The sequence below is a fragment of the Comamonas sp. CMM03 genome (assembly GCF_019218715.1).
GTDB classification, from domain to species: domain Bacteria; phylum Pseudomonadota; class Gammaproteobacteria; order Burkholderiales; family Burkholderiaceae_C; genus Comamonas; species Comamonas terrigena.
This window is the reverse complement of sequence record NZ_JAHUXB010000003.1, coordinates 571,161-586,920: the sequence shown is the minus strand read 5'-3', so window position 1 is coordinate 586,920 and position 15,760 is coordinate 571,161. Positions and strand designations below refer to the sequence as shown.

14 protein-coding genes are annotated in these 15,760 nt (G+C 67.0%); 8 read left to right on the top strand and 6 right to left on the bottom strand.

The features are described from left to right. Positions 1-9: 9 nt before the first annotated feature. Both KW830_RS13445 and pruA read right to left on the bottom strand, forming a co-directional pair. Positions 10-1,125, bottom strand: coding sequence for an ABC transporter substrate-binding protein (locus tag KW830_RS13445; RefSeq protein ID WP_255578355.1), 1,116 nt, complete (start codon positions 1,123-1,125; stop codon positions 10-12). Positions 1,126-1,222: 97 nt separating this feature from the next. Continuing rightward, complete coding sequence (gene pruA, locus KW830_RS13440) at positions 1,223-2,848, bottom strand: L-glutamate gamma-semialdehyde dehydrogenase (RefSeq protein WP_218333416.1); 1,626 nt, start codon at positions 2,846-2,848, stop codon at positions 1,223-1,225. A gap of 108 nt (positions 2,849-2,956) precedes the next feature. Here pruA and KW830_RS13435 point away from each other — a divergent pair, with 108 nt between their 5' ends. Beyond that, a complete protein-coding gene (locus KW830_RS13435) occupies positions 2,957-3,643 on the top strand; it encodes a GntR family transcriptional regulator (protein ID WP_192334912.1) in 687 nt (228 codons plus the stop codon). A gap of 93 nt (positions 3,644-3,736) precedes the next feature. Here KW830_RS13435 and KW830_RS13430 read toward each other — a convergent pair whose 3' ends face one another. The 4 genes from KW830_RS13430 to garD all read right to left on the bottom strand — a co-directional run bounded on the left by KW830_RS13430 (position 3,737) and on the right by garD (position 7,619). Continuing rightward, positions 3,737-4,252 (bottom strand): copper chaperone PCu(A)C, encoded by a 516-nt coding sequence (locus KW830_RS13430; RefSeq protein WP_066541639.1) that lies wholly within the window; start codon positions 4,250-4,252, stop codon positions 3,737-3,739. Between the two features lie 154 nt (positions 4,253-4,406). Beyond that, positions 4,407-4,790, bottom strand: coding sequence for a hypothetical protein (locus KW830_RS13425; protein ID WP_218333415.1), 384 nt, complete (start codon positions 4,788-4,790; stop codon positions 4,407-4,409). A gap of 164 nt (positions 4,791-4,954) precedes the next feature. Continuing rightward, a complete protein-coding gene (locus tag KW830_RS13420) occupies positions 4,955-5,950 on the bottom strand; it encodes a tripartite tricarboxylate transporter substrate binding protein (RefSeq protein ID WP_066541637.1) in 996 nt (331 codons plus the stop codon). Between the two features lie 91 nt (positions 5,951-6,041). Beyond that, positions 6,042-7,619, bottom strand: coding sequence for a galactarate dehydratase (gene garD, locus KW830_RS13415; RefSeq protein WP_218333414.1), 1,578 nt, complete (start codon positions 7,617-7,619; stop codon positions 6,042-6,044). A 165-nt stretch (positions 7,620-7,784) separates the two neighbouring features. Between garD and KW830_RS13410 the strand changes: the two genes are divergently transcribed. The 7 genes from KW830_RS13410 to KW830_RS13380 all read left to right on the top strand — a co-directional run bounded on the left by KW830_RS13410 (position 7,785) and on the right by KW830_RS13380 (position 15,753). Continuing rightward, positions 7,785-8,594, top strand: a complete 810-nt coding sequence (locus tag KW830_RS13410; protein ID WP_218333494.1) for a FadR/GntR family transcriptional regulator — start codon at positions 7,785-7,787, stop codon at positions 8,592-8,594. A 161-nt stretch (positions 8,595-8,755) separates the two neighbouring features. Beyond that, on the top strand, positions 8,756-9,733 hold the full coding sequence (locus KW830_RS13405) for a tripartite tricarboxylate transporter substrate binding protein (RefSeq protein ID WP_218333413.1): 978 nt from the start codon (positions 8,756-8,758) through the stop codon (positions 9,731-9,733). A gap of 38 nt (positions 9,734-9,771) precedes the next feature. Further along, positions 9,772-10,683, top strand: coding sequence for a 5-dehydro-4-deoxyglucarate dehydratase (kdgD, locus tag KW830_RS13400; protein ID WP_218333412.1), 912 nt, complete (start codon positions 9,772-9,774; stop codon positions 10,681-10,683). Positions 10,684-10,731: 48 nt separating this feature from the next. After that, positions 10,732-11,691: a tripartite tricarboxylate transporter substrate binding protein gene (locus KW830_RS13395; RefSeq protein WP_218333411.1), complete on the top strand. Its 960-nt coding sequence runs from the start codon at positions 10,732-10,734 to the stop codon at positions 11,689-11,691. 108 nt (positions 11,692-11,799) lie between these two features. Next, a complete protein-coding gene (locus KW830_RS13390) occupies positions 11,800-12,765 on the top strand; it encodes a 2-hydroxyacid dehydrogenase (protein WP_192334933.1) in 966 nt (321 codons plus the stop codon). A gap of 45 nt (positions 12,766-12,810) precedes the next feature. Then, positions 12,811-14,148, top strand: coding sequence for an enolase C-terminal domain-like protein (locus KW830_RS13385; protein WP_218333410.1), 1,338 nt, complete (start codon positions 12,811-12,813; stop codon positions 14,146-14,148). 156 nt (positions 14,149-14,304) lie between these two features. After that, positions 14,305-15,753 (top strand): aldehyde dehydrogenase family protein, encoded by a 1,449-nt coding sequence (locus KW830_RS13380; protein WP_066541626.1) that lies wholly within the window; start codon positions 14,305-14,307, stop codon positions 15,751-15,753. Positions 15,754-15,760: the final 7 nt, after the last annotated feature.

Below are 15,760 nucleotides of genomic sequence, written 5' to 3'. Positions count from 1 at the left end.
ATCAGCGGATCAGCGCGGCACCACCTTGCCGTCGTACTTGAGCTTGGCGTAGGGCGGGTCGATGCGCTGGCGCTCGGCATCGAACACGATGGGACCGGTCACACCCACATAACCGCCCTTGCCCAGGTCCTTCAGCGCGGCCTGCACCTTGTCGGTGTCGGTGGACTTGGCCTTGTTCATGGCGGCGGCCGTCATCAGCACCGCGTCATAGGCGTAGCCGGTGTAGGAAGTCTTGGTGCCTTCCTTGTACTTGGCGTTGAAAGCGGCCTGGTAGGCCTTGCCGGCATCGCCGTAGACATTGCCCACTTCCATGCCCAGCTGGCCATTGGCGATGTTGGCCGGCGTGTCGGACAGGCTCATGGACAGCAGGATGGCGTACCAGGGGCTCTTGCGCAGGCCCAGCTCATAGGCTTCGCGGTTGAGCACCGCCGATTCCTGGCCGTAGGCCGTGTAGATATAGGCATCCGGCGCGGAGCGCGACACCTGCTGCAGTTCGCGGCGGTAGGTGGACTGGCCGGCGGTGTACAGCAGCTCGGTCACCACCTTGCCGCCCAGCTTTTCGAATTCCTGCTTGAAGCCGTGGGCCACGCCCTGGCCGTAGGCGTTGTTGGGGGCGATCATTGCGACCTTGCGGTAGCCCAGCGCCCAGGTGTCGGCGGCCGAGAACTGGTTGCCCAGGTTTTCCAGACCGATCAGGTTGAAGGAGGAAGCGCCCAGTTCGCGCACCTTGGTGCTGGTGCTGGCCACGTTGATATGGCCCACGCCTTCCTTGACCAGGTACTGCGCCATGGGCAGCGTGATGCCGGAAGAGTATTCGCCGATCACCACCGGCACCTTGTCCACGCTGGCCAGCTTGCGTGCCGCGTTCAACGCCGTGGTCGGGTTGCCGCCCGAGTCTTCCACGATCACGCCGAACTTCTTGCCCAGCACGCCGCCGTCGGCGTTGACCTTGTCCACCGCCAGCATCACTGCACGGCGCACGTCTTCGCCCACGGTGGCATTGGCGCCAGTCAGCGACAGCACGGCCCCCATGTTGACTGTTTCCTGGGCTTGCACCACAGGGGTGACCGACAGCGTGCCCAGCAGGGCCGCGGCTGCGTAAAAACTGTGCATTTTGAACGTCATGTTTACTCCTCCTTCAGATAAATGGCAGGCGAATATGCCTGACCCGGTTCGCATGGCATGTACCCCGCAAGACACATGCCACCTCAGCGATCTGCGCTCAGCGCTGCATGTGGGGATAGGCATGGCCCGTGGGGGGCAGATGCGTCTCCTTGACCGTGCGTGGTGACACCCAGCGCAGCAGATTCCAGGCCGATCCAGCCTTGTCGTTCGTGCCGCTGCGGCGCGCACCACCGAAGGGCTGCTGCCCCACCACGGCGCCCGTGGGCTTGTCGTTGATGTAGAAGTTGCCGGCGGCAAAACGCAAGGCCTGGCCCAGCTGCGCCAGCACCTGGCGGTCGCGCGCAAACACGGCGCCCGTCAGCGCATAGGGGCTGGTCTGGTCCACCAGCTGCACCACGGCATCCCATTGCCCGTCGTCGAAGACATAGACCGCCAGCACGGGGCCGAAGATTTCCTCGCGCATCAGCGCATGCTGCGGATCGCTGACCTGGATCACCGTGGGGGCGACGAAGAAGCCTTCGCTGTCATCCGCCGTGCCGCCAGCCACCAGCTGGCAGCGGCTGTCGGTCCGGGCAGCGTCGATGTAGCCCTTGATGCGCTGGAATGCCTTGCGGTCGATCACCGCGCCCATGAAGTTGCTGAAGTCGCGCACATCGCCCATGCGGATCTCGGCCAGCATGGCCAGCATGCGCTCCTTGACCTGGGGCCACAGCGAGGACGGGATGTAGGCGCGCGAGGCGGCGCTGCACTTCTGCCCCTGGAACTCGAACGCACCGCGCACCAGGGCGGCGGCCAGTGCCGCGGCGTCGGCCGAGGGGTGGGCCAGCACAAAGTCCTTGCCGCCGGTCTCGCCCACCAGGCGCGGATAGGCACGGTAGTGCGGCAGATGCTGCGCCGTCTGCTGCCACAGGCTGTCGAACACTGCTGTGGAGCCGGTGAAGTGGATACCTGCCAGATGCGGGCTGGACAGCACGGCGCCACTCACCACCTGGGGATCGCCGGGCACGAAGTTGATCACGCCCGGCGGCAGACCAGCTTCTTCCAGCAGTTCCATGAACAGGTAATTGCTCAGCGATGCCGTGGCCGATGGCTTCCACACCACGGTATTGCCCATCAGCACCGGGGCCGTCGCCAGATTGCCGCCGATGGCCGTGAAGTTGAACGGGGTGATGGCGTAGACAAAGCCTTCCAGCGGGCGGCAGTCCATGCGGTTGCGCACGCCGGGGCTGGACAGGGGCTGCTGCGCGACCAGTTCCTGGGCGAACTGCACGTTGAAGCGCAGGAAGTCGATCAGCTCGCAGGCGGCATCGATTTCGGCCTGCTGCACCGTCTTGCTCTGGCCCAGCATGGTGGCGGCATTGAGCTTCTGGCGCCAGGGGCCGGCCAGCAGGTCGGCGGCCTTCAGAAACACTTCGCAGCGTGCATCCAGGCTCCACTGCGACCAATCCCGCTGTGCCGCGCACGCGGCCTGCACCGCCTGCTCCACATCGGCGGGGGAGGCCTGGCTCAGGCGGGCCAGCTGGTGCTGGTGGGCATGGGGGCTGACAACCTCCACGGTGTCGCTGCGCTGCTGGTGGCGGCCGGCGATCACCAGCGGAATGTCCATGCACTGGGCGTGCTGCTGTTCCAGCGCGGCCTGCAGCTGCGTGCGCTCAGCCGATCCCGGCAGGTACGACAACACCGGTTCATTGACGGCGATATAGCTGGAGTTGATACAAGACATAGAAGAAGTGATCCAAACAAAACAAGATTGGATCCAATTATGCAAACAAGTATCCATTGGCACAATACGCATCTGATAGGGTTGAACCCGAAAAAGCCAAAAATTCCCATGACACGCAACGCCAAAGCCCTGCACCAGACCATCCGCGATCAGCTCCGCTACGAAATCCTGAGCGGCGCATTGCCTGTTGGTCAGCCTTTGAAGCAGGATGCTCTTGCCACCCGCTTCCACGCCAGCCGCATCCCCGTGCGCGAGGCACTGCGCCAGCTGGAAGCGGAGGGACTGGTCACTCACCAGCTGAACCGGGGGGCCGTGGTCGCAGGCATGAGCCTGCTGCAGATCTGCGACATGCTGGACATCCGCATTGCGCTGGAATGCCACGCCGCCAAGCTGGGCGTGCCGAACATGGTGGAACGCGACTTCCAGGCCATGGAGCAGATCCTGGCGGCCTATGACGCCGCCACCACGGCGCAGGCGTGGGGTGAATACAACAGACGCTTCCATCTGGCGCTGTCGGCAGCCTCCAACAACCGGCGCCTGCACCAGCTGATCGAAGAGTTCTGCCTGAACACCGACCGCTACACCCATGTGCTGATCTCGCAGGCCACGGGCAAGGAAGGTCCACAGTCAGACCACTACAAGATCGTGGCCGCCTGCCGCCGCCATGACACCGCGACCGTGGTCCAGTACCTGGAAGAACACATCCAGTCCACCAAGCGCGAGCTGCTGGCCATGCAGCGCCCTACGGCCAACCAGCCGGTGCTGGCCAACCCTGCCGAACAGCAGGACCACTGAAACTGCGCACAAAGAAACAGGGGCCTCAGCCCCTTTTTCTTTGTGTACCCCCACCCTGGCTGCAGCAATCCGCGCTGCCAAGGGGGCACCCGTTCAATGCTGGTGTCCGCCGTGGCCGGCATGGCCCGCCGGCGCTGCCGCGGCGCCCTTGGGGGCCATGGCCTGCACCGGCACCTGCAGACTCAGGCGCGAGACGGCGTCCTTGCCGTCCTTGAACACCAGGGTGATGGGCACTTGCGTGTCCTTGAGCAGCGGGGCTTTGAGCTGCTGCAGCATGATGTGGTAGCCGCCGGGCTTGAGCTCCACGGCCACACCCTGGGGCAGGTCCAGGCTGTCGATGGCACGCATGCGCATCACATCGCCTTCCATCTTCATCTCGTGCACTTCGGCCACGGCGGCAGCCGGGGTTTCCACGCCGACCAGGCGCAGCGGCTCCTTGGCGGTCAGGCGCACAAAAGCGCCCGTGGCCTGCTGCCCCGGCACGCTGGCGCGGGCCCAGGCATTTTCCGCCGTCACATGGGCGGCATCGGCGTGGCTCCAGGCCAGAGAGGTGGTAGCCAGCAGGCCGGCGGCCAGGGCCACGCGGCGGGTCAAAGAGGTTGCAAACATTCAAAAGCTCCAAACAGGGAATACAGGGTCCGCTGCGGCAGCGTGGTGCGCGCGCGCCTGCAGACAAAAGTCACTGCGCCGCGGCATGCCTTTCAGGGTGAGTGGCAGTGCACGCCATCCGGCGGATGGCAGCGGCGCGGGTTGCGGTAATGGCTCAGGAATGCGGCGGCCCTCTGGCCGGCAGCGCGGCGGCGACGCGGTAGACCCAGGGAATGGAGCGCAGGCCCGCTGGCTGGGCCATGCCCGGCGCCAGCGCGGCGGGCTGGCCGGTAACGGGCGGTGGTGGCGCCAGCAGCGGCAGACACAGCGGGCAATCCAGGCCGTGCCCGGTGGCCGCGGCATCGTCACCCAGCAGCTGCGCTGCCGGGCTGGCCACCCAGTGCCGTGCACCGTCCAGGCCGCACAGCGGCTCCAGCGCGCCCGCCCCGGCCTGCGCCCGGGCCAGCGGCGACAGCGCAGCGCCCAAGGCCACACACAGCCATGCCGCCAGCACCCAACGGGTCCAGCGGTGCAGTGCATGAGGGGCAAGAGGGCGCATGGCGACATTGTAGGCAAGCCCCCCGGCGGGGCGACACGGGATCGCCCCAGCCTGTGCTTGCTGCGGCACCGGCAGCGGCGTCCCGGTATCCCGGACCCCCAAGGCAGCGACGGACGCCTCGGGCCTCGACGGGCCGCAGGAGGTGCCTGTCCCCCTGTGGTGGCTTAGCTGTCCACCTTCACCTTGGCTTCCTTGATGACGGCGGCCCATTTCGCCACTTCCGTCTTCTGGAATTCGGCAATCTGCGCCGGGCTCAGGGTGGATGGCTCCATGCCCATGGTTTTCAGGCGGGCCTTCATGTCGGGCGTGGCAATGATCTTGGCCACTTCCTGGTGCAGCTTCTGCACGATGGCATCCGGTGTGCCGGAGGGGGCAAACAGCGCCTGCCAGGAGGTGACCTCGAAATTGGCCAGGCTGCTGACGCCCGACTCGGCAACGGTCGGCACGTCCTTCAGTGCCTCGAGGCGCTGCTTCGATGTCACGGCCAGCGCACGCAGCTTGCCGCTCTGGATGTGCGGGGCCGCCACCACCGTGGTGTCGAACATCATGTCCACCTGCCCGCCCATCACGTCCTGGATGGCCGGGCCGCTGCCCTTGTAGGGCACGTGGGTGAACTTGACGCCAGACTTCCAGCCCAGCATCTCCAGCGCCAGATGCTGCGATGTGCCGGCACCGGCCGATGCGGACGACAGCCCGCCCTGGCGTTTCTTGGCGGCTTCCAGCACGTCCTGCAGGCTCTTGTAGGGGCTGTTGGCGGCCACCACCAGCACCAGGGGGTTGGTGCCGATCAGGGTGATGGGGGTGAAGGACTTCACCGGGTCATAGCCCAGCTTGGGATACAGGCTGATGTTGATGGCATGCGAGCTGATGGTGCCGCCCAGCAGCGTGTAGCCGTCGGGTTGGGCCCGTGCCGCCAGTTCCGAACCGACGCTGCCGCCGGCGCCGCCGCGGTTTTCCACGATCACCGTGGTGCCGAGCGCCGGGCCCAGCTGCTGGGCAATCAGGCGGCCCAGGGTGTCGGTGGTGCCACCGGTGGCAAACGGCACCATGTAGGTGATGTTCTTTGCGGCGGGCCAATTGCCCTGGGCCTGGACCGCAGCGGGCAGGCCCGCCAGCACCAGCGGGGCAGCGGCCGCCTTCAAAAGCTGTCGACGTTGCATGAGTTGTCTCCTTGGTAAAAATGCCGCCGGTGGATTCCGGCGTGCAGGGGTTCAGCGGGGCCGGAACGCGCTGCCCGGCTCCCTCTCGCTCTCAGGTCACAGGGGCCGGGTTGAACAGCACCAGCGCGTTGCTGAGCTTCCAGTGCTCGGCCCAGGTCTTCTTGCCGCTGGCGATCTCCAGCATCAGGTGGAACAGCTCCCAGCCCAGGCTCTCGATGGTCTCGCTGCCCTCGGCGATGCGCCCGGCATTCACGTCCATCAGGTCGTGCCAGCGGCGCGCCAGATCGCTGCGCGTGGCGACCTTGATCACCGGGCAGGCTGCCAGGCCATAGGGCGTGCCGCGGCCGGTGGTGAAGATGTGCAGATTCATGCCGGCCGCCAGCTGCAAGGTGCCGCAGATGAAGTCGGAGGCCGGAGTGGCGGCATAGATCAGCCCTTTTTGCTGCAGCTTCTCGCCGGGCGCCAGCACCCCGCTGATGGGCGCGGACCCTGACTTGACGATGGAGCCCATGGCCTTTTCCACGATGTTGGACAGGCCGCCCTTCTTGTTGCCGGGGGTCGTGTTGGCGCTGCGGTCCGCCCGGCCACGCGCCAGATAGGCGTCGTACCAGGCCATCTGGTCCACCATGGCCTGGGCCACGGCGGGACTGCTGGCCCGCGCGGTCAGTTGGTCGATGCCGTCGCGCACTTCGGTCACTTCGGAAAACATCACGCTGGCACCGGCGCGCACCAGCAGGTCGGAGGCAAAGCCCACGGCCGGATTGGCCGTGACGCCGCTGAAGGCATCACTGCCGCCGCACTGCACGCCCACGACCAGCTCGCTGGCCGGCACCGTCTCGCGGCGGCGCCGGTTGAGCCGTTGCAGGTGCACGTCGGCCTGGCGCACGATGCTGTCGATCATGCTCATGAAGCCGGTGTGCTCTTCCGCCTGCAGACAGACCACATCCAGCACAGGCGCAGGAGCAGCCCCGGCCGCGGACGCCACGCCCGGGTGCGGCATGGGCCGCAGCGGAGCTTCGGCGGGCAGCAGGCGCTCGGGCTGCAGCTTTTCGCAACCCAGGCTGACCACCATGATCTCGTCCCCGAAATTGGGGTTGCGGCTGATGTTGCGCAGGGTCCGGATCGGAATCACCGCATCCGGCGCGTCGATGGCCACGCCGCAGCCGTAGGTGTGCTCCAGCCCGACCACGTCATCGACCTGCGGATACCGAGGCAGCAGTTCCGCCTTGATGCGCTGCACCGCCACATCGACCACCCCCGCCACGCACTGCACCGTGGTGGTGATGGCCAGGATGTTGCGCGTCCCCACCGAACCATCGGCGTTGCGGTAGCCTTCAAAGGTGTAGCCCTCCAGCGGCGGCAGCGGGTCGGGGCGCACCGTGGCCATGGGCAGGCCTTCCAGCTCGGGGGCCTCCGGCATCTGCAGCACCTGCTCGTTCACCCAGCTGCCGCGCGGCAGATCCTGGCTGGCATAGCCGATGGTGACGTTGTAGCGCCGCACCGCAGCGCCTTTGGCCAGGTCCACCAGCGCCACCTTGTGGCCCTGCGGCACCTTCTGCACCAGGGTCAGGCCGTCGTCAAACACCGTCCCCGCAGGCAAACCGCCGTCGTTTACGACAATCGCCACATTGTCTTGCGCATGCATGCGGATATAGAGAGCTTGCCCCATCAGAATCTTTCCATTCACAAAGAAGAAGTGCGGCCTGACCGGCCTGCGTGTTCGCAGGCCCGGTGCTGCACGCCAGGGTCCGGTCCGTTACGGCCCTGCGGCACGCCGGATGGCGCGGCCATGTAGTACGTTGTCATACAACATAAAACGATTATCATCATGGCCATGCGCAGCCTGACATCGGAATTACCCCAAGCCTCCCCCCCTTCGGTTCTGCCAGAGGGCGCCGCCCTGCGCAGCAAGGCCGGGCGTGGCAACCGCAACCTGGCCAGCCTGTTGTCGGAGGAGTTCGGCCACAAGATCCGGCAGGGCCTGCTGCGCGAGGGCGACAAGCTGCCCACCGAGTCCGAGCTGGTGCGCAACTACGATGTCAGCCGCACCGTGGTCCGCGAAGCGCTGTCCAAGCTGCAGGCGGCGGGCCTGGTCGAAACCCGCCACGGCATCGGCACCTTTGTGCTGCCGGCCCAGCACAACCCGGGCCCCGTGCTCAGCGCCCACGAACTCAGCGAATCGGTCGACGTGCTGGCCGTGCTGGAGCTGCGCATCAGCCTGGAAACCGAGGCTGCAGGCCTGGCGGCACAACGCCGCCAGCCGCAGGACCTGGAGGCCATGCGCGCAGCGCTGCAGGCCTTTGAATACCATTTCGCACAAGGCAACGACACGGTGGAGCATGACCTGGCCTTCCACCTGAGCATCACCCAGGCCACCGGCAACCGCTACTTCCGGGACATCCTGGAACACTTCGGCACCCTGCTGATTCCGCGCAACCGCATCACCTCCATCCACACCTCCCCGCGCGACCCCGACTACCTGCGCCGCGTGAACCGGGAGCATGAGGAAATCTTTTCCGCCATCGAGCGCCAGGATGCAGACTCGGCCCGCGCCGCCATGCGCATCCACCTGACCAATTCGCGCGAACGCCTGCGCCTGGCCCAGCGCCTGAGCCAGGCCGCCAACCTGCCCTCCGACACCTGACCCGCAGCCCGCACCGGACGGGGCACGTCGCCCGCAGCCCCGTCTGCGTGCACCACCCCGCGGCACACCCGCCGATTCCGTGTTTCCCCTAGTACCAAACCGCTTGGAAGCACACCGTCTTGAGTTGTATGATGACTGACCACAAAAAGGAGACAAGCACCATGGTCCGTCGCTCTCGCGTTCTGCGCTCACTGCTGGCACTGACAGCAGCAAGCCTGCTGGCAAGCCCTTTGCTGGCTGCCGATAACTGGCCCAGCAAGCCGATCCGGCTGGTGGTGCCTTACCCGCCAGGCGGCAGCTCCGACATCATTGCCCGCTCCATCGGCCAGCTGATTTCGCAGGAACTGAAGCAGACCGTGGTGATTGAAAACAAGCCCGGCGCCAACGGCAATCTGGGCGCGGAATTCGTCGCCCGTGCACAGCCCGATGGCTACACCTGGCTGCTCTGCGACCTGGGGGCCCTGGCCATTTCCCCGGCGGTCTACACCAAGCTCAGCTTCGACCCGTCCAAGGACCTGCGTGGCGCCGCCATGCTGGCCTACTCGCCCCACATGCTGGTCGTCCACCCCTCGGTGCAGGCCAGCAATCTGCAGGAGCTGGTCGCACTGTCCAAGAAGCAGGACCTGAATTTCGCCGTCACCGCCAACGGCAGCGCCCCCCATCTGGCGGGCGTGGAGCTGGCCCGCCTCACCGGCGCCAAATGGGTGTATGTGCCGTACAAGGGCGGCGTGCAATCGGTGCAGGACACCGTGGCCGGACAGACCCAGGTGCTGATGAACGGCATGTTGGCCACCTACCCGCATGTGCAAAGCGGCAAGCTCAAGCTGCTGGGCATTTCCAAGAGCACCCGCATGCCGCTGATTGCCGATGTGCCCACCCTGGCGGAACAAGGGGCCCAGGGCTTTGCGTCCGGCACCTGGCAGGGCGTGGTCCTGCCGGCCAAGACACCGGAAGCCGTGGTGCAGCGCGTGAACCAGGTGCTGCTGACCGCCATCCGCTCCCCTGAAGTCCGTGCCCGCCTGACCGGCCAGGGCGCCGAGGTGGTCACCATGACCCCCACCGAAACCGACAAGTTCTTCAACGCCGAGCGTGCCCGCTGGCGCACCGTGGTGCAAACCGCGCAACTGCAGCTCGATTGAGCTGCCAGATCTTTTTGTCTGCTTTTTCAAGGATGACCATGACTCCCCAAGACCTCAAAAACGTGATGAGCTCCGGCCTGCTGTCCTTCCCCGTGACGGACTTCGACGCCCAGGGAAACTTCAATGCCAAGGGCTATGCCGCACGTCTCGAGTGGCTGGCCCCTTACGGTGCCAGCGCACTGTTCGCCGCCGGCGGCACCGGTGAATACTTCTCGCTGTACGGCGAGGAATACGGCCAGATCATCAAGACCGCCGTGGACACCTGCCGCGGCAAGGTGCCCATCATTGCCGGCGCCGGCGGCCCGACCCGCACCGCCATCGCCCACGCCCAGGAAGCCGAGCGCCTGGGTGCCCACGGCATCCTGCTGCTGCCCCACTACCTGACCGAAGCCGGCCAGGAAGGCCTGATCGCCCATGTGGAACAGGTCTGCAAGAGCGTGAAGTTCGGCGTCATCGTCTACAACCGCGACCGCACCCGCTTCACGCCCGAATCGCTGGCCATCCTGGCCGAGCGCTGCCCCAACCTGGTGGGCTTCAAGGACGGCATGGGCAATATCGAAACCATGTCCTCCATCTTCATGGCGATGGGCGACCGCTTCGCCTACCTGGGCGGCCTGCCCACGGCCGAAGTCTATGCCGCCGCCTACAAGGCGCTGGGCACGCCCGTGTACTCCTCGGCCGTCTTCAACTTCATCCCCAAGACGGCGATGCAGTTCTACGAAGCCGTGCGCACCGACGACCAGGCCACGCAGCACAAGCTGCTCAAGGAATTCTTCATGCCCTACCTGAAGATCCGCAACCGCGTGGAAGGCTACGGCGTCAGCATCATCAAGGCCGGCGCCAAGATCGTCGGCCATGATGCCGGCCCCGTGCGCGCGCCGCTGTCGGACCTCAAGCCCCATGAGATGGAAGAGCTCAAGGCCCTGATCGACAAGCTCGGTCCCCAATAAACCGGCCCCGGCGGCTGCGTGCAGCCGCCGGCCCCAGGAGACAAAGACATGAAAAAAATACTGATTGCGCTGGGCTGCGCGCTCTCGCTCACCGCCCAGGCCTCCGGCAACTTCCCCGAAAAGCCCATCAACGTCATCGTGCCCTTCCCCGCCGGCGGCTCCACCGACATGGTGGCCCGTGCCGTGGCCCTGAGCATGGGTGAACAGCTGGGCAAGCCCTTTGTGGTGGAAAACCGCCCCGGTGCCACCGGCACCATCGGTGCCGGCGCCGTCAAGCGCGCCCCGGCCGACGGCTACACCCTGCTCGTCGCCTCGCTGGGCCCGTTTGTGGTGGCGCCCCACCTGATCAAGAACGTCCCCTACGACGCCACCAAGGATTTCGACTACATCACCATCCCGGTGCAGGCGCCCAACGTCCTCGTCGCCAGCACATCGCAGAAGGCGCGCACCGTGGCCGAGGTCATTGCCGCCCTCAAGGCCCAGCCCGGCAAGCTCAGCTTCGCCAGCTCCGGCAACGGCTCCTCCGACCACCTGTCGGCCGAGCTGTTCTGGCAGCAGACCGGCACCGAAGCCATGCACGTGCCCTACAAGGGCGGCGCTCCGGCCATCACCGACCTGCTGGGCGGCCAGGTGGACTTCTCGTTCCAGAACGTCAACGCGGTGCTGCCGCACCTGCGCAGCGGCAAGCTGCGCGCCATTGCCGTGACCGGTACCCAGCGCTCTCCGGTGCTGCCCGATGTGCCGACCCTGGCCGAGGCCGGCGTCAAAGGCGCCGAGGTGTATTCCTGGCAGGGCATGGCCGCGCCCAAGGGCTTGCCGGCGGACGTGAAGGCCAAGCTGGCCAAGGCGGCCATCGCGGCCGTGCAGCAGCCCGAACTCCGCAAGCGCTTCATGGAGCAGGGGCTGGAAATCGTGGGCAACACTCCCGAGGAGTTCACCCGCTTCCAAGCCCAGGAAAACGAGCGCTGGAAGCAGCTGATCCAAACCCGCAAGATCACCGCCGATTGAACGGCCAGATCGAGCGCACCACCACGGGGCGGCTTCTGGCCGCCCCCTCTCACCGTGGCAGCCCACCGTTGACCCGGCGCTGCCAAACCATCTCAAGGATTCCCCGGCATGGCGCTCTCCCGACCACGCGTTCTCCAGTACGGCAAGATGCCGCTGCCCCAGCTTGACACCGAACTGGCCCAGCGCTACGACGTGCACATCCTGTCCCAGCAGGCCGATCCCGACCGTTTCCTGGCCGAGCACGGCGCGCAGTTCGAATATGCGGTCACCTCGGCCGCCATGGGCCTGCCCGCCCGCGTGGTCCAGGCCCTGCCCAACCTCAGGTTCGTGAGCAGCTTCGGCGTGGGCTTCGACTCCCTGGACAAGGACACCCTGCTGCAACGCGGCGCGCGCGTGGGCTACACCCCCGGCGTGCTGGACGATTGCGTGGCCGACCTGGCCTTTGCCCTGTTACTGGATGCGACCCGCGGCCTCAGCGAATCCGACCGCTTCGTGCGCCGCGGTGACTGGCGCCAGGGCCGTTTCGGCATCCGCACGCGCGCCAGCGGCAAGCGCCTGGGCATCTTCGGCATGGGCCGCATCGGCTCCACCGTGGCGCGGCGTGCCTCAGGCTTCGACATGGAAGTGGCCTACCACAACCGCCGCCCGGTCGAAGGCTCGCCCCACCTGTACCTGCCCTCGCTGCTGGAGCTGGCACGCTGGGCCGACATCCTGGTCATCACCGCCGCCGGCGGCGAAGGCACGCGCCACCTGGTGAATGCCGAGGTGCTGGCTGCCCTGGGTCCGCAAGGCTTCCTGGTCAACGTGGCCCGCGGCAGCGTGGTGGACGAGGCCGCCCTGGCCGATGCCCTGGCCCACCAGCGCATCGCCGGCGCCGGACTGGACGTGTTCGAGGACGAGCCCCACCCCCTGCCCGCGCTGCTGGCCCTGGACAACGTGGTGCTGGCTCCGCACATCGCCAGCGGCACGCACGAAACCCGCCGCGCCATGGCAGACCTCGTGCTGCACAACCTGGACCAATTCATCGCCACAGGGCGCCCCGCAGCCGAGGTGCCCTGGTCCGCCGCACAGTGATGTCCTGCGGTCCCTTTTTTCCCTGCGTCTGTTGAAGAGCCCTCCATGTCCACTACCCCGACCATCACCGAGATCGAAGTCATCCCCGTCGCCGGCCGCGACGGCATGCTCATGAACCTCAGCGGCGCGCACGCGCCCTACTTCACCCGCAACATCGTGCTGGTGCACGACAGCGCAGGCCACACCGGGGTGGGTGAGGTCCCCGGCGGCGAAGGCATTCGCCAGGCGCTGGAGGACAGCAAGCAGGTGCTGATCGGCCGCTCCATCGGCCAGCACCTGCAGCTGCTGCAGGCGGTGCAGAAATCCCTGGAAGGCCGCGACACCGGCGGGCGCGGTCTGCAGACGTTCGACCTGCGCATCGGCGTGCATGCGGTCACGGCCATCGAATCCGCGCTGCTGGACCTGCTGGGCCAGCACCTGGGCGTGCCCGTCGCCGCCCTGCTGGGCGAAGGCCAGCAGCGCGACCGCGTGGAAATGCTGGGCTATCTGTTCTTTGTGGGCCCCAGCGACCAAACCGACCTGCCCTATGTGAAACCCGGCGAAGACACGCTGGGCACGGACAGCTGGACCCAGGTGCGCCACATGACGGCGATGACCCCCGAGGCCATCGTGCGCCAGGCCGAAGCCGCCCATGCGCGCTATGGCTTCAACGATTTCAAGCTCAAGGGCGGCGTGCTGGCCGGAGAGCAGGAGGTCGAAGCCGTGACCGCGCTGGCCCGGCGCTTCCCCGAAGCCCGCGTCACCCTGGACCCCAACGGCGGCTGGCTGCTCAAGGATGCCATCCGCCTGATGCGCGACATGCACAGCGTGCTGGCCTATGCCGAAGACCCCTGCGGCGCCGAAGGCGGCTTCTCGGGCCGTGAAGTCATGGCCGAATTCCGTCGCGCCACCGGTCTGCCCACGGCCACCAACATGGTCGCCACCGACTGGCGCCAGATGGTGCATGCCCTGTCGCTGCAGTCCGTGGACATCCCGCTGGCCGACCCCCATTTCTGGACCATGGCCGGCTCCGTGCGCGTGGGCCAGACCTGCCGCGACTGGGGCCTGACCTGGGGCTCGCACTCCAACAACCACTTCGACATCTCGCTGGCCATGTTCACCCACGTGGCCGCCGCCGTGCCCGGCAAGGTCACGGCCATCGACACGCACTGGATCTGGCAGGACGGCCAGTACCTCACGCAGAACCCGCTGCAGATCCGTGGCGGCTTCGTCGAAGTGCCCCAGACCCCGGGTCTGGGGGTGACCGTGGACCGCGCCGCGCTGCAGCGCGCCAACGCCCTGTATCTGCAGCACGGCCTGGGTGCACGCGACGACGCCATTGCCATGCAGTACCTGATCCCCGGCTGGAAGTTCGACAACAAGCGGCCCTGCATGGTGCGTTAAGCACCCCCTGAGCGGCTGGCGCCGCTTCCCCCTCTCTCGCTGCGCGGGAGGGGGACGGCGCCAACGCTGCGGGGCGGCCCTTGCCTGGCGCCCCCACCTGGACCGCGCCAGCGGCTACCGCCCTGCCCTTTGCCTCTTTTTCTTACGGAGAACCCCATGTCCCGCTACGACAACCTCATCAACGGCCAATGGACGGCCGCCGCCACCTACAGCCCCAACACCAACCCCAGCGACCTGTCCGATGTGGTCGGCGACTACGCCCAGGGCGATGCGCAGGACGTGCAGGCCGCCGTGGCCGCCGCCGTGGCCGCCTTCCCGGCCTGGTCCACCTCGGGCATCCAGGCCCGCTCCGACGCGCTGGACAAGATCGGCAGCGAAATCCTGGCACGCAAGGAAGAGCTGGGCGAGCTGCTGGCCCGCGAAGAAGGCAAGACCCGCCCCGAAGCGATTGGCGAAGTCGGCCGCGCCGGCCAGATCTTCAAGTTCTTTGCTGGCGAATGCCTGCGCCTGTCCGGCGAGACCGTGCCTTCGGTGCGCCCCGGCATCGGCGTGGAGATCACGCGCGAACCCATCGGTGTGGTCGGCCTGATCACCCCCTGGAACTTCCCCATCGCCATCCCCGCCTGGAAGATCGCCCCGGCCCTGGCCTTTGGCAACTGCGTGGTGTTGAAGCCGGCCGACCTGGTGCCCGGCAGCGCCTGGGCCCTGGCCGACATCATCCACCGCAGCGGTATCCCCGCCGGCGTGTTCAACCTGGTCATGGGCCGCGGCCGCGTGATCGGTGAGGCTCTGGTCAACCATCCTGGCGTGGCGGCCATCAGCTTCACCGGCTCGGTGGGCGTGGGCCGCGGCATTGCCGAAGCCTGCGTGAAGAACGGCAAGAAGGTGCAGCTGGAAATGGGCGGCAAGAACCCCCAGATCGTGCTGGACGATGCCGACCTGAACCAGGCCGTGGAACTGTCGGCCCAAAGCGGCTTCTACTCCACCGGCCAGCGCTGCACGGCATCCAGCCGCCTGATCGTGACCGACAAGATCTACCCCGCCTTTATCGAAGCCCTGCAGGCACGCATGGCCAAGATCAAGGTCGGCGATGCGCGCGCCGCCGGCACCGACATGGGCCCGGTGGTCAGCCAGGCCCAGCTGGAGCAGGACCTGTCGTATGTGGAAATCGCCAAGGCCGAAGGCGCGCGCCTGGCGGCCGGCGGCAGCCGCGTGGCCTGCCACACGGGCAGCGGCAAGGACGGCTTCTACATGGCGCCCACGCTGTTCGTGGACACCGAGGCTGGCATGCGCATCAACCGCGAGGAGGTCTTTGGCCCGGTGGCCAGCGTGATCCGCGTCAAGGACTACGACGAAGCCCTGGCCGTGTCCAACGACACGCCTTTCGGGCTGTCGGCCGGCATTGCCACCACCAGCCTGAAGTACGCCACCCACTTCAAGCGCCACAGCCAGGCCGGCATGGTGATGGTCAACCTGCCCACGGCCGGGGTCGACTACCACGTGCCGTTTGGCGGCCGCAAGGGCTCGAGCTACGGTCCGCGCGAGCAAGGCCGCTACGCCCAGGAGTTCTACACCACGGTCAAGACCGCCTACACGCTGGCCTGACCCGCAA